Below are 22,364 nucleotides of genomic sequence, written 5' to 3'. Positions count from 1 at the left end.
AGAGCTGCAGGTGTTATTATGTATAATTTTAAAAGAGTTTTCATCGAAGAAGCAGCTTTGAAATACGATAATGCAAAAAAGATCAAAAAAATATTTGAAGATAGGGATGTACCTGTAAACATTATAAGTAGCCCCCAGGGAGTTAGAGGTATCCCGGGAGATGACAAAGAAGAAATCTATAGAGAATCAAAAAAGACCCTGGTAGTTGGAATAAGAAGATCTACAAAATTTCAAACCTGTAAACCTTCAGCTCATTATCAGCTTCCTATAGCAACAAGCTGTCCTGGTATGTGTAGATACTGTTATCTAAACACTAACCTTGGAAAAAGACCATATATCAGAACTTATGTTAATATAGATGAGATTCTTGCCAAAGCTCAAAAGTATATAGACGAGCGCTCACCCGAAGAAACCATCTTTGAAGGAGCGGCTACATCTGATCCACTGCCAGTAGAGGACCTTACCGGAAACTTAAAAGAAAGTATAAAATATTTTGGAAAAGAGCCTCTTGGCAAATTTAGATTTGCTACTAAATTTACCGATGTGGATTCTTTACTTGGAATAGATCACAACAAAAGCACTGAAATCAGGTATAGTCTAAACACAGAATATGTTATCAACAAATATGAAGAGAATACTCCCTTACTAAACAAAAGAGTAGAGGCTTCTTCTAAATTAGCTAATGTGGGATATCCTGTAGGCTTTCTCATTGCCCCTATAATAACTTACCCCGGTTGGAAAAAAGATTATGAAGAACTACTTCTACAGTTAAGAGACAAAATAGGAGATGATGCTGAGATTTCTTTCGAATTAATCACCCACCGTTACACAACTAAAGCAAAGAACCTTATAAACGAAACCTTCCCTGAAAATGACCTTCCAATGGAAGAAAAGGATCGTAGATTTAAATACGGACAATTTGGCTATGGCAAATACATTTATCCACCAGAAACTATGTCAGAGATTAAAAAATTTTTTTATGATAGGATAGATAAAATCTTTTCTAACGAAAAAATATTATACTTTGTTTGACTTTGACACGTAAAATGCTGATTTTGGAACAAAACTAAAGACGTCCTGTCATTAGGACCTTTTTCTTAATTAGCATGATTTATTTATACTGAAAATTATATAAAAAAATTATATAAAATTGTGACAACACATGGTATAATGTAATAAAATATCCAGTTTTTATGGGTATATTTTACTAGGACTTGTTTAAAGGTCTTGTGATGAATGTTTTTAGTGAATGTGAGAACACTTCAAAATAGATTTGATTTTGATCATAATGCTACTAAGCTTAAAAATGAGTTAGCGTGTGATGGATGAGGTCAGCCCTCTTTTAAGGGGTTCTTTTTCTGCCTATACTGCATTAATGATTATCATTACCACTAATTCCATAATGGTTTATAGTGCTTAATTATCACGTTGTGGCATTGATTATAATTTTTGGGGCGGTGTCTGTGCATGCAAATAAATTATGAGTTAGATAAGTACAAAGATAATTTTATAAAGATAGAAAAAGATATTGAAAACTACATAGATGAATTAGAAGATTTGTATACTTCTGTTTATGATAAGCTCCCAAAAGTTGAAGAGGAGATAGAGATAACATTAAGTGAAATGGATATTTTGATTAATTACTTCTTTGAAGATGATTCTAGTGATTTTAATGAAGATGGGGCAACTGTGGGGGAGATATTGGAATATATCAAAAAGAGTCTACATAAATTAGAGGATGTATTTTTGCAAGAAGGTAGTATAAAAGAGACTTTAGACAAATTTTATAATGAACAGACTGAAGATGGAATTGATCAGCTGTACAAAAATATCAAGAAAATAGAAACAAAGGTTGACGATGTTGAGATTACCTCATTAAATGCAATTATTTATGGTGCTAAACTTGGAGATAAAGGTAAAAGCTTTGTTACAATCACTGATGAAATAATAGAACTTTCTAAGAAAATGGATCAAAAATACAAAGAGATTATAAAAGTTATTGATCAGCTAAGAAAATGGGAAGAGAGCTTTAAAGATAATGTGAGTAATATAGTTGAATTAACTGAAGAGATTCAATCTAAAAGTAAAGATAAGATAAATAAATTATTTTCAGACCTCTATGATTCTTTAGAACAGGTGATTTTTTTGCTAAAAGACCAAAAGGAGAGCATAGAAGAAGCAATAGAACCTATAGCAAAAATGATGAGCTCAATTCAGCACCAGGATATACTTAGACAGGGGTTAGAGAACTTGGTTAAGTGTTTAGGTGATGGCCACAAAAACCTGGAAGAATTAATCGAAAATGATGATAATAATCCAAATGACAAAAAAAATTATGAACTTGACAAAATTACCTTTGCATTTCAGATCCTACAGCTATCTGAGGAACTGATAACAAACATAGAAGAAAATTTTATTAAGGCCTATAAAGAGTTGAATGCCCCGGTTGAAAAAATAAGGGAGAAGATACTTGAGATAAAAGAAGAAGGAAGCATAATTACAGACTTCTTAGGTGGATCTGGATACCTGAGAGAGCAAAATGTCATTAAGGATATATTTAATGACATTCATTTATTTATAGATCAGTTCGAAAAGGAGCTCGTAGGGTTTGAAAAGGAGATTAACAACTTTCAGGGTGTAGACAGCGAATTTTATGAAAACATGAAAATACTTAACTCTAAAACAGATGAAATAAAGTTTGAAGTGAACTTTTTAAAGAAGTTTGCTGTTTATACAAGGATTGAACTAGCAAGGTTAGACTTAGAGAAAAGTCACTTCAATAAAGAAGTGACAGGTGTGACTGAGGATACCAGCAGAGTGGTCAATGAAAGCTGCGATCAAATAACTAGCTTAAACAAACAATTAGAAGAATCACTCAACAAGTTCGAGTATTTGTTAAATTATAATAAAACAACTATTGGAAATATTAATAATTCTTTACGAGAGGATAAGGAAAGAGTAGATACTTTGGAGAATTTAATATCAAACACTGTTAGAACCCTTGGAAACTCCAGTGATCTTTTGCTGCAAGAAGTGGACAAGGCCTTACAGGTCCTTGAAAGAGGAGAGGATTTTTCGAACAAACTAAATGAAACAAAAAAAGAGATCTACTCTTTAAAAGAAGATATACAGGAGCTAAGGGATGAACTGCTTTTAGAATGTGGTTTAGAAGAATGGGAAATATCAAAAGAAAACTTAAATGAAATAATTAACTACCTTACAACCAGGGGAGAAAGAATTAAAGCCCAGGATGTCTATGAAGAAAGCGGTGTAGAAGTAGAAGCAGGAAGTGAGGGTGGAGATTTAACTTTGTTTTAATAAGCTTTTTGCAGTAGAATCATGATTAGTTTTTGTAGAAAGGAGCATTAATATTGTACAAATTACCTGAGTATCTATCTGTTCATGTTGTGGCAGATGAAAAGGAGAAAATGATAAGTTCTTTGGATAATATGGGTCCAGAAGAGATGAAAGTTTATGTTGATGCCTCTGAAACTAGCGATATAGATGCAGCTGGATTGCAGCTTTTATTATCATTTTATCTGACATTAAAAAAAGAAGGAAAAGAGTTTATATTACAAAATCCCTCTGATACATTACAGCGAATGCTAGAATTATCGGGTGCTGCCTACTATTTATGTGAAGGAGGACAATAATTTTATGAGTAATAAGTTAGTCTTTGTTGTAGATGATTCTAATACTATAAGAGCCTCACTGAAGTATACTTTGGAAAAACAGGGCTATGAGGTTGTGGCTGCCAATGATGGTCAGGACGGGCTTGACAAGCTAGAAGACCTAAAATCAAAAGGGAAACGTCCTGCAATGATAATAGCTGATATAAATATGCCTAGATTAGATGGAATTGGATTTATCAAAGAAGTTAAGAAAAACCCGGACTTTAAATTTATCCCTATTCTGGTTTTGACAACCGAGTCCCAGGAAAATATGAAAATGGAAGGGAAGAAGGCTGGAGCTGCTGGCTGGCTTGTTAAGCCTTTCCAACCAGATCAACTGATTGGAGTAGTTAAAAAATTTGTCAAATAGCTGCCAGCATATAAGCTTGAACTGGAAGGAGCGGTGGATGGTATGTCTGAAGGTGAACTTTTACAAACCTTTATCGAAGAAACTAGTGAAAATCTTGAAATGGCAGAAGAAGGTCTTTTAGAACTAGAAAAAGATCCGGGAAACGCAGAAATAATTGATCAGGTGTTTCGTGCCATGCATACCATAAAAGGTGGTGCGGGCCTTGTAGAAGCAGATGTATTTCAAAATATATCTCACTATCTTGAAAGCATATTAGAAGAGGTAAGAAGCTCAGGTGAAACATTGCCTGAGGAAGCTTTTAATTTGATATTTGCTGGGACTGAGCTGATGAACAAAATGCTTTCAACGGGAGACGTACATGGCGAGAACTACAAACAAGAGATTGACGACCTGATAAAAGCCCTGGAAGACTATGACAAATCATCTCAAAATACTAGTGGTAATGGTAGTGGAGAAAGTGACGAAATACTAAGTGTAAGTAGTGAAAAAGAAGAGATTAAGAGCCAATCTAATGATGACATACACTATTATCTTATAAAGATGAAATTTGAAAGAGATATATTTGAAACAGGTACAGACCCTTTAATGTTTTTTGTTGAGTTTGAAGAATATGGGAAAGTAATAGCTTCTCATGCAAACAAGTCAAGCTTACCTACCCTTCAAAACTTAGAGCCTGAAAAACTGGATATATTTTGGTGGGTTTTCTTAGAATCAGACAAACAAAAACAAGAGATAGAAGATATATTTATATTTGTAATAGATGAAAATGACATACAAGTTGAGGAGATTACTGATGAAATTGGATTTTGGTTTGATAACTCAGAGGAAACAAAGGAAGTATTCTTAGAACGTGGGATAGCTACTAATGAAAACATAGATCAGATCCTAGCAAAACAAAAGAAAATCGGCGAAGAAAAAGGTTTAACTTCTCGAGATGATATTCAAGCCAAAAAACCGGAGAAACAACCAGAAAAGCCCAAACAGGATGACGCAAAGAAAGAAGTTGGTGCTTCAAAAGAAGAAGAAACTGCCTCAAAAGAAGCTGCTGGCTCATCATCAAAAGCAGAAGAGCCTAAATCTCAGGTGACAGATACAATAAGAGTAAGCACTTCAAAACTAGAAGGGATACTAAATCACATAGCTGAACTTCTAATAGCTCAGTCAAGGGTGAAAGAACTTGTCAACAGGCTTGCCGACGAAGATAATTCTATTCATGAAGAAATAAATAACTCATTCCAGGAGGTTGACAAACTTATAAGACAGGTTCAGGAAGAAGTCTTAGAGGCAAGTATGATACCTATCGGGGGAACTTTTTTGAGGATGCAGAAGATGGCCAGGGATATAGCTCATAAAGGCGGCAAAGAAGTAGACATAAAAGTAGAAGGTCGGGATACTGAACTTGACAAAAAAGTAATAGAACAGATCACAGATCCTCTAAAACATCTTATAAGAAACAGTATAGACCATGGAATTGAACTTCCCGAGGAAAGAGAAAAAGAAGGCAAAGACAGAAGAGCAACTGTAACATTAAACGCTTATCACCAGGAAGGAAATATTGTGATAGAGATTGAGGACGATGGCAAAGGGATTAACAAAAATAAAATCTATCAAAAAGCTCTAAATAAAGGGCTTATTACTGAAGAGCAGGAGCTAAGCGAGGCGGAGATTTTTGATTTGATTTTCATGCCAGGATTTTCCACTACGGACGAAGTCACAGACCTCTCCGGAAGAGGTGTAGGCTTGGATGTAGTTAATACGAATATCAAAAACTTAAGAGGAAGCATAGATGTTTTTTCAACAGAAGGGAAAGGAACCAAATTTTCCCTAAAACTCCCCCTTACCCTTGCGATTATAGATGGAATGATGATTAGGATTGGAAGTGAACGTTATATATTACCTATGACTGCAATTGGAGAGTTCATAAACCCTGGCCAAAAAGATTTTAACAGAGCAGAAAACAAAGGCTGGATACTTCATATGAGAAATGAGTATATACCTTTTGCTAAATTATATCAACTAATAGATATTGAACCTGACTACAGAAATATAGAAGATGCAATATGTATTATATTAAAAGATGGCAATAAAAAACTCGCTTTGATGGTAGATGAAATTTTGGGACAGGAACAAATTGTGATTAAGAGTCTGAAAGAAAACCTTGGGCAGGTAGAGGGCATCGCTGGTGTTACCATCCTTGGAGATGGGAATGTGGCGATTATTCTTGATGTGCCTTCTATATTTAGGATGTTAAGAAAGAAACTAAATTATGACCAGTTTAGTGAATACTCAACACTTTGATTATAAGTTTTGTAAAATAGTTATCATAGGAAAGAGTGGAATATAATGACTTCTAAGGAAAATTCTTATGAAAATGCTGACAAATCAGAGCTTAGTCAGGAAGAATTTGAATTCATACGTAAAATGGTGTATGACAATATAGGTGTTAACCTTACCCAGTCAAAAAAAGCCCTTGTAGTTTCAAGGTTAAAAAAAAGATTAAGGGAACTTAGCTTTACATCATTTAAAGATTATCTTAATTATCTAGAAACTGCAGAGGGCGAACTTGATATAGTTTTTAACCTGATAACTACAAACGTGACAAAATTTTTTCGAGAACCTCGCCATTTCAAATTTCTTTATTTTAACTACTTTAAATATTTGGAAGATCTAAGAGAAGAAGGAAGTATAGATAATACAATAAGGGTTTGGTCGGCAGGATGTTCTACCGGGGAAGAACCTTATACACTTGCTATGTTTTTGCATTATTATTTCAAACAAAATCGCAAAGATTGGAATATAAAAATCCTTGCCTCGGATATTAACCTTGAAGTTCTAAAGAAAGCAAGGAATGGGATATACTCAAAGGATGAAGTTATGGGAGTGCCCTACAAACTTCTAAAACGCTACTTTCACCTGGGGACGGGACCTAATGAAGGAAAGTTCAAGGTTAAAGATGAGATAAAAAGCTTAGTATCTTTTAAACGTATAAACCTTGCAGGTAAAGAAGAATATCCAATAGGAGATCCTTTTCATATAATCTTTTGTAGAAATGTGTTTATATATTTTGACAAAAAAACTCAAAATAGAATCTTAAAAAACTTTGATAATCATCTTATACCCGGTGGGATCTTGTGTCTTGGGCATTCTGAATCTATTAACGTAAGGGAACCGGGAAATGAAAACTGGAGATTGCTTGAACATACAATTTACCAAAAAGGTCATTAGAAGATGGACGTTAGGAAGGTGTGGTAATGAGAAAACAGTTTAATAACAGACTTGGTAGGATGGTTTATGAAATATTTGCTGGTGAATACGTGGCAGTAAACAGAAAAGAAAATGCTGTTATATCTACACTTCTTGGATCTTGTGTTTCTGTATGCCTTCATGATCCAAAGGCAAAGGTTTCTGGGATGAATCATTTTATGCTCCCAGGTAAAATATCTACTGAAGAGCTACTTGTTAGTGAAGATGCCCGTTATGGCATGTACTCAATGGAAATTTTAATAAATGAAATGTTAAAGCGTGGAGCAGAGAAGACCAGGATTAAAGCCAAAGTTTTTGGTGGTGGGAAAGTATTAAATAACACGACTTCTATGGGTAATGTATCAAAATCAAATATTGAATTTACCAGGACATTTTTAAAGATGGAAAATATACCCGTGGTATCTAGCGATGTTGGTAAAAATGTTGGTAGAAAGCTATTTTTTTATCCAGAAACTTTTACAATCTATGTTAAGAAAATAACATATGGAACAAGTGTTGAAGAAGCTGTAAAAAGGGATAAGAGATTTTTCCAAAGGATGAAAAAAGACAGGGCAGAAAGTGGAGATGTTACCTTGTTTGATTAGTTTTATTGTAAGTTAATTACAAGTTAAATGTAAAGCGAAGGAGGCCTTAGATTCAAGTGGGGGATAAAAATATTAAGGTTTTAATTATTGATGACTCGGCTTTAGTAAGAAATGTCTTGAAAAGAATATTTGATAAGGAGCCAGGTATAGAGGTTATAGGCGCAGTCATCGACCCGATATATGCAATCAAAGAAATTAAAAAACAAAGGCCTGATGTAATAACCCTGGATTTACAGATGCCTAGGATGGACGGGCTTACATTTTTAAAAAAACTTATGAAAGCATATCCATTACCTGTAGTTGTAGTAAGTGCAAAAGCTAAAAAAAGCTCAGAGGTAACCTTAAAAGCTTTAGAGCTTGGAGCTTTTGACTTTGTTACAAAGCCTGAAGTTGGCATAGAAACCGGGATTAATGAGTTATCAGAACAAATAATACACAAGGTAAAAAGTGCTGCTAAAGCAAATATAAAAGAGTTAAGTAAAATAACAAGAAAAAGCCAAATGGAAGATAAACCAAAGAAAGAAACCTCAGATACTATGCTGACAAGTACCGACAAAATAATTTGTATGGGTGCCTCAACAGGTGGAACAGTTGCTATAAAAAATATCTTACAACCTCTGCCCGCAAATCTCCCGGGAATAATTGCAGTTGTTCATATGCCATCAGGATTTACAGCATCTTTTGCCAAATCTTTAGATACTATCTGCTCTATGAAAGTAAAAGAAGCAGAAGATAGGGAGCAAATAGTAAATGGTGTATGCTATATTGCGCCAGGGAATTACCATCTGCTGGTCAAAAAAAGAGGTTCCAATTACTATATTGAATTAAATCAAGAACCTCCGGTAAGAAGCCATAGACCTTCGATAGACAAAGCTTTTTATTCGCTAGCGGAAAATGCATCCCCAAATAGCATGGGAATTATTCTAACTGGTATGGTAGATGACGGGGCAAAGGGCATTAAAGAGATGTATGATAATGGATGTCATACTATAGCTCAGGATGAAGAGACATCTGTGGTTTTTGGGATGCCAAAACAGGCTATCAAATTAGGAGGTGTTAAAAAAGTTTTACCTTTAGAAAAAATTTCAGGAGCAATTATGAATTATGTTAAGGAAAACTAATTTGTTTATCTAGACATAATGGATGGGAGGAAATTATTATGCGTTTTAGTGTAAGAAATAAGCTTTTAGCTGGATTTGGAGTAATTTTGATAATGATGCTTGTAGTAGGTTATATCAGCATGACAATGCTTGATAATGTCCAGGATGCAAACCAGGATGCAATCGGCCAAATGGAAACTATAATAACTGCTACTCAGGGTGAAGTGGATCACTTGCAATGGGTTAATGAGCTTGCAGACGTTTTTATTGCTGAAGAAGAATTTGACGGAGAGTTAGATCATAACCAGTGTAGTTTTGGTAGGTGGTATTACCAGACCCTTGATTCAGAAGGGTTTCAAGAAACACCGTCCGAATTTCAACAGACTTTTAGAGAAATAGAAGAACCTCATGAAGGGCTACATAACACAGCCGTCGAAATCAATGACATGATTGATGAATATGGTATTGACAGTGAAGAGGTTCAAGAAGAAGGATTAGAGATATATCAAGAGGAGACCCAGGCTCATCTTAACGAAATTAGAGAACTATTGGACGAATTATCATTACAACTCGAAGAACAGCAGGAAGAATCGCTAGCCTTAGCACAGGAGCAGGAACAAACAGCGGATCGCTGGATCGTTGGAGGCCTTATTACAGCTGTAATATTTGGTATGGTAGCTGTATTTGTAATCAACAGAGTTATCAGTAGACCTCTTGGACAAGTTGTAGATTTCTTAAAGACAACTGCAGAAGAAGGTGGAGACCTTACTACCAGAATCGAAGTTAAATCTAGAGATGAACTAGGTGATCTTGCTTACTGGTTTAATGCATTTATTGCACAGCTTCACGATATTATATCAAATGTTAGAAACTCTACAGAAACAGTAACCAACGCAACCGAGGAGATATCCGAAGGAAACCAGGACCTATCCCAGAGGACTGAAGAGCAGGCGTCTTCTCTTGAGGAGATATCTTCAACTATCCAGGAGATGACCTCATATTTACAAAACACTTCAAGTAATACCAAAGAGGCTGACAAAATATCTGAAGAAACTATGAGTTCAGTGAAAAACAGCGAAAAAGTTGTTGAAGAAATGGGCGAAGCAATGCAGGAGATAACAAATAGCAGCCAGGAAATATCAGAGATAATTGAGAAAGTAAATGACATAGCATTTCAGACTAACCTCTTAGCCCTAAATGCCGCAGTTGAAGCTGCAAGAGCAGGGGAACAGGGCAGAGGCTTTGCCGTGGTTGCAGCAGAAGTAAGAAATCTTGCAAGAAGAACAGCGGACTCTGCCCAGGAGATAGAAAAGCTTATAGGCGGAAGTATAGAAAGGGTTGACCGTGGTAACAAGCTGATGGATGAGACTAAAAATGTTCTTGGTGAGATTGTAAACAATACTCAAAAAGTAAACGATATAGTTGGTGAAATAGCAGCTTCTATGAATGAACAATCTACTTCTGCAAGGGATGTCCAAAATGCAATAGAAGAGTTAAACCAGGTGACACAGCAGAACTCATCCTTGGTTGAAGAAATTGCAAGTTCAAGCGAGTCCATGAACAGTGAAGCAGAAGAACTTAAGAAACTTGTAGACTATTTTAAACTTGAAGAAAAAGGCGGCCTTCAAAAATCAAATCAAAAGAAAAATAACTTAAAAGACTCAGGAGATAAAGACAAGAAGACACAGCCAAAGCATAATAAGGATAAAAACAGAACAGGTGATGGCCAAAAAGAAGCAGCCTCCGGAGAAGATTCGGATCTTTTTAGCGAAGATGATTTTGATGATTTTGATGAAGATGACTTTGACAAGTTTTAATTAGGAGAGGGGATTTATATGGCAAATGGTGATAAAGGTAGTAAATGGGGCGACAATACACTTAATATCCTAAACCAACAGCTTTTAAATGTATCTAGGGAAAACCAGTTTGTGACTTTTACAGTAGGAGAAGAGGAATACGGTATAGACATATTACTGGTACAAGAAATCATTCGTTACCACAAGCCAACCAGGGTATTTAATACTAATCCTGTAATAAACGGTGTTATAAATTTTCGAGGCAAGGTTATTCCACAGATTGATTTAAGGAAAAAATTTAACCTGCCCGAGGTAGAATATGATAATTTCACCGTGGTTATAGTTGTTGAAGTAGAAAACAAAACCATGGGCTTGATTGTAGATAGAGTATCGGATATTGTAAGTTTTGATACAGAAGATATCCAGGTAGTTGACAAAGAATTTGCAGAAGATATTAAAACAGAACACCTAAAAGGGATGGCTAAAACCGATGACAAAATTATACTGCTTCTAGATCCATACAGAGTGATTTCATTTGAAGAATTAGCAAAGGTCCAGGAAATTAACAAAATGGACAGTGAAGAGGTTAATTAAAACAAAGCTTCAAAGCGATCTGATATTTATGTATTTTCACATACAGGTCGCTTTGAAACTTCTTATAAAAATTTTTAAATTTAGAAAATTGCTTAAATTACGCATAATCACGGAATTTTGCTTAAGAATAATATTTAGGTATAGTAAAAAATTTTTAAAAAGTTTTAAAAAGGGGTTTACAAGTAGAATGGCTAGAGTTATAATAGTATTAGATTATCAAAGTGAAATTCTTCACTAATAATACTCGGCTATTTAGCTGCGAATATGAGGAGTTACCTACACAATAGTTATACAAAGGAGGGGCAAATATGAGACGCACACACCTAAAAGCGCTTAAGACAGCGAAAGAAAGCTTGTATGAAGAGTTTTTGAACTCAAAGGGAAGTAATAGAATGGATCTTTTGGTAAGAATAATGGAGATCGACGAGGACATGGAAGCTGTTAAAAAGTATCAAAAAGAACCGATACTAGCAAAGAACGGCAAAGGTGAAGAAAAGAAAGAATTCTACAACTAGGGGTGACATATGAAACTTTTTCATATGCACAGGAAAGTGAAAGGCGGAACATAACAAACGACCGGCTCAAGGTATGTACTTTGAACTGGTCGTTTTTTGTTGTTAAACTTTTATTGAAGTTATCTAACAAGCCTTTACTGATCTGGTGATTTATAATAAAGTGTGAGTTAAGTCACTGTGTTAAATTTTTTCATAGTGTAAAATGTAATTAAAATTAACTTAGAAAAATTTTAACTAAGGGGAGATTCATAGTGAAAATTTCAGTTGATGAATTGGCGAAAGGATTTAGAAAGGAAAAATATGTTGCAGATAAAGAGATTTTGACGACAGTATATCTAGCGCTAAAGTTAAACAAACCTCTTTTATTAGAAGGTGATGCAGGGGTTGGTAAGACAGAGATCAGCAAAGTACTTGCAAATATTTTTGATACTGAGTTAATAAGGCTTCAGTGTTATGAAGGACTAGACGAAAATAAAGCATTATATGAGTGGAACTATCAAAAACAACTTCTGAAAATTCAGTTAAAACAGGATAATGTAAGTGAAGATGTATTAGAAGATGATCTTTTCAGCGAAGAATATTTATTAGAAAGGCCTCTGTTAAAAGCAATCAGATCAAATAAAGCTCCAGTATTATTGATCGATGAGATAGATAAGACTGATGAAGAATTTGAAGCATTTTTGCTTGAAGTTCTTAGCGACTTCACCGTATCAGTACCTGAACTTGGCACAATTCAGGCTGGTGAGATTCCAATAGTTGTTTTGACAAGCAATAACGAAAGAGAACTATCAGATGGGTTAAAAAGACGCTGTATCTATCTTTACTTGAATTATCCTACAGTAGAAAAAGAAAAAGAGATTATATCTTCAAAAGTTCCTGGAATTGAAGAAAAACTTACAGAGCAGGTTGCAAAAGCCCTTAAAATTATCAGAGATGACAATGAAATTAGAAAGAAACCATCTATTGCAGAAACCCTCGACTGGACCAGGGCTCTTGTAGCTTTAGATGCAAGTAAGCTTGATCCTGAACTCGTAAAGAGTACAATTAACCTGCTATTAAAAACAAAAGAAGATATTGATCATTTTAATGAGAATATTGGTGCCGATGCGCTGTGTGCCAATGTACGTGAATAAGGGCTTTGGGGGATGATTTTATGAGCGATAATACTGTTGAAGAGAGAAGTCTACAAACATCTTTAATAAAATTTGCAAGCTTACTCAGATCCCTTGGTGTAAGGGTAAGTACAAGTGAAGTTATAGATGTCTTTAATGCATTAAACGAAGCTGATATAACGGACAAAGAGGAATTTAAATATTCCCTTAAATGTACCCTTCTAAAAGAAAAAGATAAGGAAGGTATCTTTGAAGATGCTTTTGAGTACTTTTTTCAACTACCAGAGCAAAAATCTCAAATGCAAGAGGAGAGAAATGCCAAAATTGAAGAGAAAAATGCCCAGATAGAAGAGGCCACTGAAGACCTTCAATTTATGGGAGATCCATTAGAATTAGACGAGGACCAAAAACTAACCTATGCAAATATGGAAGAAAAGTATAAAGAGCAGATTAGAAATGTTCTCGAGCAAACTGAACATGGACAAAATGTAGACGAAAACTTTAGACCTATAATTGAAAATATGGTAAGGAGTTCTCTTAATAGATGGGAAGAAAACCTTAGAGATAACCTACCAACTGATATGATTCAGGATACAGGGGACGAAGAGCTTGATACAATTAGAGATGAGATAAAAAGTAAGGATAATGGAAGTGGTTCTTCTTCATCCGCTAAGATAAGTCAAAAGGACTTAAAAGATTTAACAGACAAAGACCTGCCCAAAGCTAGAAGGGTTATGTATTCTTTAATTAAGAAAATGATGAACAGGATCTCTAGAAGATACAAGAGAACAAAGAAAGCGGCCCGTCTTGATATGAGAAAAACTATCAGGCAAAATATCTCCTACGGCGGTACGATGTTTAATATAAGCTACAAAGAAAAAAGAAAAAGTAAACCTTCTTTGCTTGTTATCTGTGATGTCTCAGGTTCTATGGCAAGATATACGTCCTTTTTGCTTCAGTTCATTTACGGGCTTGGAAGTGCTGTCAGAAAGATTGAGGGTTTTATATTCAGCGAAGACATAGAAAGAATTACAGACTGGCTAAAGCAAAAAGACAATTTTGAAAAATCAATCACAGATCTTGTAAATAGCAGTGCTGAATGGGGAGGAGCTACCGATCTTGGTGTATCCTTGGCAACTTTAGAAGAAAAGTGGGAATATATATTAAGGCCAGATACCACTGTGATAATATTAAGCGATGGTATGAGTTCAGGCCTTGATCGTGCCAAATCAAAACTAAAAGAGCTAGACAGGAAAGTTAAAAATATCGTCTGGCTAAACCCGGTTCCAGCAGATAAATGGGAGGATGTCCCTCAGATAAGTGCTTTTCAGGAATACGTAAACATGTTTGAGTGTAATACACTAGAAGATTTAGAAAAAGTACTAAAAAAAGAAATCTTTTCAGTATAGAAATCTATAGTATAGAAACCTTTTGACAGGAGACAATTTCGAATGTTTTATCCATTTGATGTTAAATTAATTAAAGGTAGGTTTGTTAGACGAGTGAATAGATTTGTCTGTGAGGTTGCAATAAAAGATTATTCTTCAAATGACAATTCTAATAATAAGACGCTATGTCATGTGCCTAATTCAGGCAGAATGAAAGAGCTTTTAACAGAAGGGGCAGAGGTTATGGTACAACCTGCCCCTCTTAATTCTTCAAGAAAAACAGCTTTTGATCTTTATTTAGTTAAATATAAGGGTAAATGGGTATCCTTAGATAGTAGACTGCCAAACAAAATTTTTGAAAAAGCTGTGTTAAATAATTATATCCCACCTCTAGAGGAAGCAAAATTATTAAGAAGAGAACCTAAATACAAGAGTGGGAAATTTGACTTAGAGTTTGGCCTTAGAAAAGAAGGTCAAAAAGGAGATTATAAAGCCCTTGTTGAATGTAAGTCAGTAACCCTGGTAAAAGAAAATACAGCTCTTTTTCCCGATGCGCCCACTTCTCGAGGCAAAAGACACTTAGATGAATTAGCAGAAGCTGTAGACGAAGGATATATGTCTTTTGTAGTGTTTTTGGTGCAAAGGGATGATGCCAAAGAGTTTTCGCCTAACTGGGAGATGGACCCTGAATTTAGTAAAAGCCTTGTAAAGCTTGATGAAAAAGGAGCGGAAATTTTGGCGTATTTTGTCAAAGTTACTCCCGAGGGAATTAAGTGGGGAGATAGCTTGCCGGTCAAACTGTAAGAATACTTGATTCTAGAGCAAAAAGTCCATTTACATAAAACTCAGTTTTCCTATTTTCTCATCAAGATGTTTTGCAATTAAAACCAAACTTTGTTCGCATGACTTTTGCAGTTAAATCAGCATTATATACTGTATATATTGTACAAATGAAGAAGGGGGGTTATACTTGTGGGAGATACAAGAGATATTAAAGTTGATATAGAGCCAGGAGCATTAGAATATATAAACAGAAAGTCTATTGATTCCTTAACCGTTGGCATAGTTAAACTTGGTGGGGGATGATGCGGTACTGCCTATGGACCTGAGGTTCAGGTCGGTGCGCCAGACTTGGAGAAAGAAACTGAATACCTTAAGAAAAATATCGAAGGGACAGATGTATTTATCTCAGAAAACATAAAACCACACAGTGAAGAACGCGGCATAATAATTGATATCAAAGGTTTTTGGATTTTTAAACAACTTATAGCTAGAGGAATCTAAATGTTTAACAGCTAAAGTATATTCCCATAGCCTAATCTATCTGCTTATTCATCAAGATGTATTAACAATATAAAACAAAAGCTATGTTTATATACTTTAGCGTGTTAAACAACGTGTTTTGCCGAAATAAATTAAAAGAATAAGAGGAGGTTTTATAGTTGGGACTAAACATTGATGAGATAAAAAGTATAATTCCTCACCGCTATCCTTTTTTATTAATCGACAGGATAGAAGAATATGAGCCCGGCAAATGGGCCAAAGGGGTAAAAAATGTCACTGTGAATGAGCCTTTTTTCCAGGGACATTTCCCGGAGAAACCTGTGATGCCCGGGGTGTTAATTGTGGAAGCACTAGCCCAGGTAGGAGCAGTAACAATACTTACTGTTCCGGACAACAAAGGAAAACTTGTGTTGTTTGGAGGTATGGATAAGGTGAAATTTAGGCGCCAGGTGGTGCCAGGAGATGTGTTAACTTTGGAAGTAGAACTAACCAGGCTAAAGGGGCCTGTAGGCAAGGGAGAGGGTGTTTGTACAGTTAACGGCGAAAAAGCTGTGAGTAGTGAACTTACATTCGCTTTGCAATAGCAGGGCAAATAGCTGTATAATATTAGTTAATAAAACAATAGACTGGAGGTAAGGAAATTTGAGTAATAAATTTTTTACTTCAGAATCGGTAACTGAAGGACATCCGGACAAATTGGCAGATCAAATTTCTGATTCTATCCTCGATGAAATTTTAAAAGAGGATCCAGGAGCGAGGGTGGCTGCAGAAACAAGTGTAACTACTGGTCTTGTTCTTGTTGCAGGGGAAATAACAACTAGCTGCTATGTAGATATACCAAAGATTGTAAGACAGACGATTTTGGACATAGGTTATACCAGGGCCAAATATGGCTTCGATGGGGAAACATGCGGAGTACTTACATCAATTGATGAGCAATCACCTGATATTGCTATGGGTGTAGACAAGGCATTAGAAGCAAGAGAAGGAGAACTTTCAGAAGAAGAGATCGAAGCAATTGGAGCGGGTGATCAGGGAATGATGTTTGGTTTTGCAACCAACGAAACTGATAGCATGCTTCCAATGCCCATAGATTTTGCTCACAGGCTGACCAAACGTTTGGCCAAAGTTAGAAAAGAAAACATCTTAGATTATCTTAGACCAGATGGCAAAAGCCAGGTTACGATAGAATATGATAATGGAAACCCTAAGAGAATTGATGCTATCGTTGTTTCTACCCAGCACAGCTCTAGCGTAACCGAAGACGAGCTTCACAAAGGAGTTAGAGAACAGGTTATTACCCCGGTTCTTCCAGAGGAATTGATTGATGATAAGACCAAGATTCTTATCAACCCTACAGGGAGATTTGTGACAGGGGGGCCTCAGGGAGATGCAGGCCTGACAGGTAGAAAGATAATAGTGGATACTTATGGAGGATTTTCAAGGCATGGTGGAGGTGCTTTCTCCGGCAAAGACCCTACTAAAGTAGATAGATCAGCTGCTTATGCTGCAAGATATGTGGCAAAGAATATAGTCGCTGCAGGTCTTGCCGACAAGTGTGAACTTCAGGTTTCGTATGCTATTGGTGTCGCCAACCCGGTAAGCGTATTTGTTGAAACTTTTAACACAAATAAGATTGCTGAAGAAAAAATCGAAGAGCTTGTAAGAAAACATTTTGATTTGAGACCTGCTGCCATAATAGAAAACTTAGGTTTAAGAAGACCTATATATAGACAGCTTGCAAGTTATGGACATATGGGAAGAGTTGATTTGGATGTTCCCTGGGAGAGAACTGACAAAAAAGATATATTAAAAAGTGATGCCTAAAAAATAGGCCATTTTTAACCTAAATTTGTGCTTCTATCAAAAGTTTATTTACAAAAGTATCAAAAAGTACAGTGTTTTTAAATGATTTAATTAACCGCCCTAAAATTGGCGGTTTTTTTATTTGTAGTAATTAACAATATTTTATTTCATATCAATGTAAAGAAACGGATATTTTTAGACAACTGGTTAGTCTATTCTATATTTATATGCCAAGGGGGTTAATGAATGTATTTGGATAAGTCCCTCAAAGAATATAATGAAATACTGTCAGATGAGTCCACCTATCCGAGCAGTGAAAGTTCTTTAGCATTGACAGGTGCCCTGGCCGCTTCTTTATTACTTGCATACTTGAAAAACCTTTATAAAGAAAAAAAAGACGAAGATAAATTAGAACTTAAAAAAAACATTGAAAGAATTTTTAATATTAAAGAAGAATTAATGGATGTTGTAGATGAAGCGTACAGGATAATTAGGGCAAAGTCAAAACCCAAGGAAACTGTTACAAAAGAAACAGTGGTCATACCCATCCTAATAGCTCAAAAGTGCAATAATATTTTAGAAATTATTACTAAAGTTGATGACAATATTGGACTAAATATATTAAACAGCCAATTTACTACAGCATTGTATGCTGGGGTGCATAAAACAAAAGCTTCACTGATGGGAAGTCTAGCCTGTGTGAAGATCAACCTGGAAGATCTAGAAAGAGGAGAACTGTATTCTTTTGCTTTGGAAGAAAGACAAAAGCTTATAAAAGTAGGGGAAAAAAATTTTGAGAAGATACTTGAGAGCATTGAAGAAAAAATATTAGAAGAGTAGTGATGCCAATGAAAAGAGAAAGCTTTGCTAGAGGAGCACTTGTTTTGATGCTTGCAGGAACTATAAGTAAGCTCTTAGGTGCCTTTTATCGCATGCCTCTTGCTAGAATTATAGGAGAAGAGGGTATAGGACTTTATGAAATGGCCTATCCTATTTATAGTCTTTTGTTAATACTAGCTGTAGCCGGATTTCCCGTAGCGATAAGTAAACTTGTATCCGAAAAAAGAGCCTCAAAAAACTTTGAAGAAGAAAAAATAGTTTTTTGTACGGCTCTATCTGCTTTAAGTGTTACCGGAATAATATTTAGTATTATTTTATATGTAGGCGCCGAATTCATATCTGTTAATATTCTTGGTGATTACAGGGTGATGTATTCGCTAAAGATAATATCACCTGCTATTTTCTTTGTCTCTATAATGTCAGGTTTTAGAGGGTATTTTCAGGGGCTACATTTAATGACCCCTACAGCAATTTCTCAGGTGACAGAGCAGTTTATAAGAGTGTTTACCATGCTTTTTTTTGGTTATTTATATAGCCAGGCCGGGCCAATGTATGGTGCTGCAGGGGCAACTTTGGGAGCTGTTACTGGTGCTTTTTTTGGCCTTGTATTGTTAATTTTTCTTTTTGTCAGAGAAAAAGGCATCAGCTTTGTACTTATTTTATTTTTGTCTAGGATTTTTATAAAAAGTGTCATAAAAAGTGGAAGCACTTTATTTCGCCTGTTAAAAATTGCAGTGCCTTTTTCTCTAGGTGCTCTTGTAATGCCTCTTATGCAGACAGTTGATGCGGCAGTAGTCCCCAAAAGGCTACAATTAATTGGTTATAGTGTCTCTGAAGCTACAAGCTTGTATGGCCATCTCTCAGGGATGGCCTTAAGGCTTATAAGCCTTCCGACAATTGTCACCCTTGCCCTTGGCACAAGTCTTATACCTGTACTATCGACTTATCAGGTCAAAGGATACCACCAAAAAATCAAAAACAATATAGAAAAAGCCCTTAGACTAACCCTGATAATAGGCATACCTACCTCTGTTGGAATTTTCTTACTGGCTTATGAGATGACCGAGCTTATGTTTGGCTACTATGAAGCGGGAGGTCCCCTTAGGGTTATGGCATTTGCGTCACTGTTTTTGTGTTTGCACCAGGTTACTTCCTTTATGCTTCAAGGCCTCGGGTATTATCCTAAACCTGTTATTAACCTGTTTATTGGGGCGATTTTGAACTTTATCCTTAACTACAACCTTACAGCTTACCCGCCCCTCGGTATCCTTGGAGCGGCCATAGGAACTGGGTCTGGATTTTTTTTAGCTTCTATTTTAAATATTAAGGACCTAATAAAGTTAAAAAAATTGTCAATTAATTTTTTCAAAACTGGTTTTAAACCTCTAATAGCTTCAGCTGTTATGGCTGTTTTTTTAATAAGGTTTGACATGGTAATAGATACTTTCTTTGCTGTAGATGCCTTAAATTTCATCTTAAAAGTATCAATTGCTGGTATTGTCTATTTTTTAACCCTTCTCATATTTAGAGGGATAGAGGAAGAAGATCTGCTAGTAATTCCAAAGGTAGGGGACATGTTGGTACGCATACTAAAAACCCTAAAGCTTCTGTGAACTTTTAGAAAAATGATTTTTAATTCCTACAACAAGTCCTCTAACCATATCTTCCACAAAGCCGTAGTCTCTTAGCCAGCCTTCCTCTAATCTGCTCGAAATATTTGATACTTCCATGATAATGCTTCTCTCTGGAAAAACTGACAACAACTTTGAACTGCTCTTTACTACTTCTCTTTCTGGGAATGGTAGCCTATTTGCATATGGCATATAGATATTATTAGCAGTTTCTTTTCCTTTTTTTTCACCGTCCACAAAAAACTTTGCCCTTGGTCCTAACACTTCCCCAACTGTTCCTGTGCCAGTGTGAAGAGAGATAATAAGATCAGGATTATTTTCTTTTATGATTCTGGTTCGATCTTTTTGAGGGACATTTACGTCCCTTTCCCTGGTATAAATCCCTTCTGCCTGCCAGTAATCTAGATACTTCTTTAATCTCTTCGAAAAGTCAAGAACCACGTCTTTTTCCATTAAGCCTACCGGGCTAATACCTCCGGTGTCTTTACCTCCATGTCCAGGGTCAATTAGTATAACTTTTTCTTTTAGGTACTTTGAAAATACTTTTCTATCAAATTCAAGGGTAACCCTATGGGGCATGCCTTTTTCTTCTTTTATATGACATAGTATAGAATGTTCAGTGTTTATTGTACCTTTTAAATGATTAGGATCATTAGAATCTTCCTCGATTTTTACATCCCTTATTATACCGTCTATAGGTTCCAAAGAGAGAGGCGGCATGTTCAAACGAGCTTTTGGGATGGCAAAAGATATCAAGTTAGGATTTGGCATTTCCATGTTATCAGCTAAATTGATTTCTGCGTGATTCGGGTTATAAAAGTCCATGTTTATCCTTGAGACAGGCTTTTTTTGTTCTAAATCAAGGGCTTGATGCCAGATATTTGTTAAAAGGGGAGTTCTCATCTGTAACACTCCAGTTTTACTTTTGATTTGAATTTTATCGTGCTTTTATATTTAAGATATGCCTATTGTCCTTTGTCAGTTAATCAAATTTACATATAAGCTAATTCTCCTTTCGAAAATGAAGGAAATTTAAAGAATAATGACGAATTTAGAAGAGAATTACAATTTTATTACAACATTTTGAAACTGCTAAATTTTGAGATAGATCCAAAAAATCATTAAACAAGGGGATTAAGTAGTAGATTTTGCTTATTTCTTGTAGTGGGGGGATCTAAAAAATGAAAGAGGGCTTTGATCCCAATAAAATAGACGAAATTTTGACCAAAACCCTGAAAAGTATAGATGAGGGTAGAGATAACATATTTGACATTGCTGAAACAGCAAGAAAAGAATACGATAACGTTAAAAATGAATTAGAAGAGATTAAAGAAAAAACCAGTGAAGTAATAGACGAAGTGGATAAACTTGAAACCGAGAGCAAAAAAGCAAGGCAAAAGCTTGCCATGGTTAGTAAGAACTTTTATAAATACTCTGAAGAAGCGATTAAAGAAGCTTACGAAAATGCAAGCAAAATAAACGCAAAACTATTGGTGCTTAGAGACAGAGAAAATGAAATGAGAAAGAAAAGGGATGATTTAGAAAGAAGGCTTAAAGGACTAGAAAAGACAGTAGAAAAAGCGGAGAATGTGGTAAGTCAGCTAGGAGTAATAAAAAACTTCCTTGCAGAGGGATTTCAGGACTTAGGAGAAACACTAGAAAACCTACAGCAAAAACAAGAGCTTGGCCTAAAGATAGTAAAAGCTCAGGAAGAAGAAAGAAGGCGGGTTGCAAGAGATATTCATGATGGACCTGCGCAAGGGTTAGCAAATGTGGTCCTTAGGGCCGAGTACTGTGAAAGGCTACTAGATAGTGATGTTACCAAGGTAAAACAAGAATTAGCAGAACTTAAACAAATGGTTAGAAGAAGCCTTCAGGACGTAAGAAAGATAATTTTTGATTTAAGGCCTATGACGTTAGATGACCTTGGTCTTGTTCCTGCCTTAAGAAGGTTAATCAGTGATATCAAAGAAGAAGAACAGATTGAAATTGAGTTAGTGGTATTTGGTGAAGAGAAAAGAATGTCAAGAAACCTTGAGGTAGCTCTTTTTAGGATAGTGCAGGAAGCACTTAACAACGTCAAAAAACATGCCTGTGCCTCTGGAATTTGGACAAAGGTCCAGTTTCAGGATGAAAAAGTTCTTGTCAATGTTAGAGATGATGGAAAAGGTTTTGATCCAGACAAGGTGCTTTATAGAAAATATAGCAGTTTTGAAAATAATAACGAAGCAAACTCTTCTGACAAAGAAAATAATGAAAACAAAGATAGTTTTGGTCTTCAAAACATAAAAGATAGGGTTGAGAACTTGGGGGGCGAATTAACAATAAAATCAAAACATAATGAAGGAACGACTATATCTGTTAAGGTACCATTGTTAGCTCATGAAGCTTGAGAAAGGGGAGTAGTAG

21 protein-coding genes are annotated in these 22,364 nt (G+C 35.6%); 20 read left to right on the top strand and 1 reads right to left on the bottom strand.

Annotation, left to right across the window (positions count from 1 at the left end; genetic code table 11):
- The first annotated feature begins 18 nt into the window (after nt 1–18).
- The 19 genes from splB (at nt 19) to ACONDI_RS13305 (ending at nt 19,937) form a co-directional block, all read left to right on the top strand.
- On the top strand, nt 19–1,032 hold the full coding sequence (splB, locus tag ACONDI_RS13395; protein WP_241079050.1) for a spore photoproduct lyase: 1,014 nt from the start codon (nt 19–21) through the stop codon (nt 1,030–1,032).
- Nucleotides 1,033–1,467: 435 nt separating this feature from the next.
- A complete protein-coding gene (locus tag ACONDI_RS13390) occupies nt 1,468–3,318 on the top strand; it encodes a coiled-coil domain-containing protein (protein WP_241079049.1) in 1,851 nt (616 codons plus the stop codon).
- A 53-nt stretch (nt 3,319–3,371) separates the two neighbouring features.
- Nucleotides 3,372–3,653, top strand: coding sequence for an STAS domain-containing protein (locus tag ACONDI_RS13385; RefSeq protein ID WP_241079048.1), 282 nt, complete (start codon nt 3,372–3,374; stop codon nt 3,651–3,653).
- Between the two features lie 4 nt (nt 3,654–3,657).
- Nucleotides 3,658–4,041, top strand: coding sequence for a response regulator (locus ACONDI_RS13380; protein WP_241079047.1), 384 nt, complete (start codon nt 3,658–3,660; stop codon nt 4,039–4,041).
- Between the two features lie 42 nt (nt 4,042–4,083).
- Nucleotides 4,084–6,339 carry a chemotaxis protein CheA gene (locus ACONDI_RS13375; protein WP_241079046.1) on the top strand — a complete coding sequence of 752 codons (2,256 nt, stop codon included), beginning with the start codon at nt 4,084–4,086 and terminating at the stop codon, nt 6,337–6,339.
- A gap of 45 nt (nt 6,340–6,384) precedes the next feature.
- The gene (locus ACONDI_RS13370; protein WP_241079045.1) at nt 6,385–7,266 is read left to right on the top strand and encodes a CheR family methyltransferase; all 882 of its coding nucleotides are present in this window, start codon (nt 6,385–6,387) and stop codon (nt 7,264–7,266) included.
- 26 nt (nt 7,267–7,292) lie between these two features.
- Nucleotides 7,293–7,889, top strand: coding sequence for a chemotaxis protein CheD (locus tag ACONDI_RS13365; RefSeq protein ID WP_241079044.1), 597 nt, complete (start codon nt 7,293–7,295; stop codon nt 7,887–7,889).
- A gap of 56 nt (nt 7,890–7,945) precedes the next feature.
- Nucleotides 7,946–9,010, top strand: a complete 1,065-nt coding sequence (locus ACONDI_RS13360; RefSeq protein WP_241079043.1) for a protein-glutamate methylesterase/protein-glutamine glutaminase — start codon at nt 7,946–7,948, stop codon at nt 9,008–9,010.
- A gap of 38 nt (nt 9,011–9,048) precedes the next feature.
- The gene (locus ACONDI_RS13355) at nt 9,049–10,806 is read left to right on the top strand and encodes a methyl-accepting chemotaxis protein (protein ID WP_241079042.1); all 1,758 of its coding nucleotides are present in this window, start codon (nt 9,049–9,051) and stop codon (nt 10,804–10,806) included.
- 18 nt (nt 10,807–10,824) lie between these two features.
- A complete protein-coding gene (locus ACONDI_RS13350) occupies nt 10,825–11,379 on the top strand; it encodes a chemotaxis protein CheW (RefSeq protein ID WP_241079041.1) in 555 nt (184 codons plus the stop codon).
- Between the two features lie 308 nt (nt 11,380–11,687).
- The gene (locus tag ACONDI_RS13345) at nt 11,688–11,894 is read left to right on the top strand and encodes a hypothetical protein (RefSeq protein ID WP_241079040.1); all 207 of its coding nucleotides are present in this window, start codon (nt 11,688–11,690) and stop codon (nt 11,892–11,894) included.
- 251 nt (nt 11,895–12,145) lie between these two features.
- Entirely contained in the window at nt 12,146–13,027 is an 882-nt protein-coding gene (locus tag ACONDI_RS13340; RefSeq protein WP_241079039.1) for an AAA family ATPase, read from the top strand.
- Nucleotides 13,028–13,047: 20 nt separating this feature from the next.
- The gene (locus tag ACONDI_RS13335) at nt 13,048–14,415 is read left to right on the top strand and encodes a vWA domain-containing protein (protein ID WP_241079038.1); all 1,368 of its coding nucleotides are present in this window, start codon (nt 13,048–13,050) and stop codon (nt 14,413–14,415) included.
- 42 nt (nt 14,416–14,457) lie between these two features.
- Nucleotides 14,458–15,198, top strand: a complete 741-nt coding sequence (gene sfsA, locus ACONDI_RS13330; RefSeq protein WP_241079037.1) for a DNA/RNA nuclease SfsA — start codon at nt 14,458–14,460, stop codon at nt 15,196–15,198.
- 186 nt (nt 15,199–15,384) lie between these two features.
- Nucleotides 15,385–15,678 (top strand): CC/Se motif family (seleno)protein, encoded by a 294-nt coding sequence (locus ACONDI_RS15715; RefSeq protein WP_264175393.1) that lies wholly within the window; start codon nt 15,385–15,387, stop codon nt 15,676–15,678.
- A 158-nt stretch (nt 15,679–15,836) separates the two neighbouring features.
- The gene (fabZ, locus tag ACONDI_RS13320) at nt 15,837–16,262 is read left to right on the top strand and encodes a 3-hydroxyacyl-ACP dehydratase FabZ (protein WP_241079035.1); all 426 of its coding nucleotides are present in this window, start codon (nt 15,837–15,839) and stop codon (nt 16,260–16,262) included.
- A 58-nt stretch (nt 16,263–16,320) separates the two neighbouring features.
- A complete protein-coding gene (metK, locus tag ACONDI_RS13315) occupies nt 16,321–17,505 on the top strand; it encodes a methionine adenosyltransferase (RefSeq protein WP_241079034.1) in 1,185 nt (394 codons plus the stop codon).
- 225 nt (nt 17,506–17,730) lie between these two features.
- Nucleotides 17,731–18,324, top strand: coding sequence for a cyclodeaminase/cyclohydrolase family protein (locus ACONDI_RS13310; protein WP_241079033.1), 594 nt, complete (start codon nt 17,731–17,733; stop codon nt 18,322–18,324).
- Between the two features lie 8 nt (nt 18,325–18,332).
- Nucleotides 18,333–19,937, top strand: a complete 1,605-nt coding sequence (locus ACONDI_RS13305; RefSeq protein WP_241079032.1) for a putative polysaccharide biosynthesis protein — start codon at nt 18,333–18,335, stop codon at nt 19,935–19,937.
- Here the strand turns inward: ACONDI_RS13305 and ACONDI_RS13300 are convergent.
- Nucleotides 19,923–20,858: an N-acetylmuramoyl-L-alanine amidase family protein gene (locus tag ACONDI_RS13300; RefSeq protein WP_241079031.1), complete on the bottom strand. Its 936-nt coding sequence runs from the start codon at nt 20,856–20,858 to the stop codon at nt 19,923–19,925. The two genes, ACONDI_RS13305 and ACONDI_RS13300, sit on opposite strands and share 15 nt — an antisense overlap.
- A gap of 278 nt (nt 20,859–21,136) precedes the next feature.
- Between ACONDI_RS13300 and ACONDI_RS13295 the strand changes: the two genes are divergently transcribed.
- The gene (locus ACONDI_RS13295; RefSeq protein ID WP_241079030.1) at nt 21,137–22,348 is read left to right on the top strand and encodes a sensor histidine kinase; all 1,212 of its coding nucleotides are present in this window, start codon (nt 21,137–21,139) and stop codon (nt 22,346–22,348) included.
- Nucleotides 22,349–22,364: the final 16 nt, after the last annotated feature.

This window comes from Natranaerofaba carboxydovora, assembly GCF_022539405.1.
Lineage (GTDB): Bacteria > Bacillota > Natranaerobiia > Natranaerobiales > Natranaerofabaceae > Natranaerofaba > Natranaerofaba carboxydovora.
Note: the sequence above shows the minus strand (reverse complement) of the source record. Positions and strands in the feature narration are given on the sequence as shown.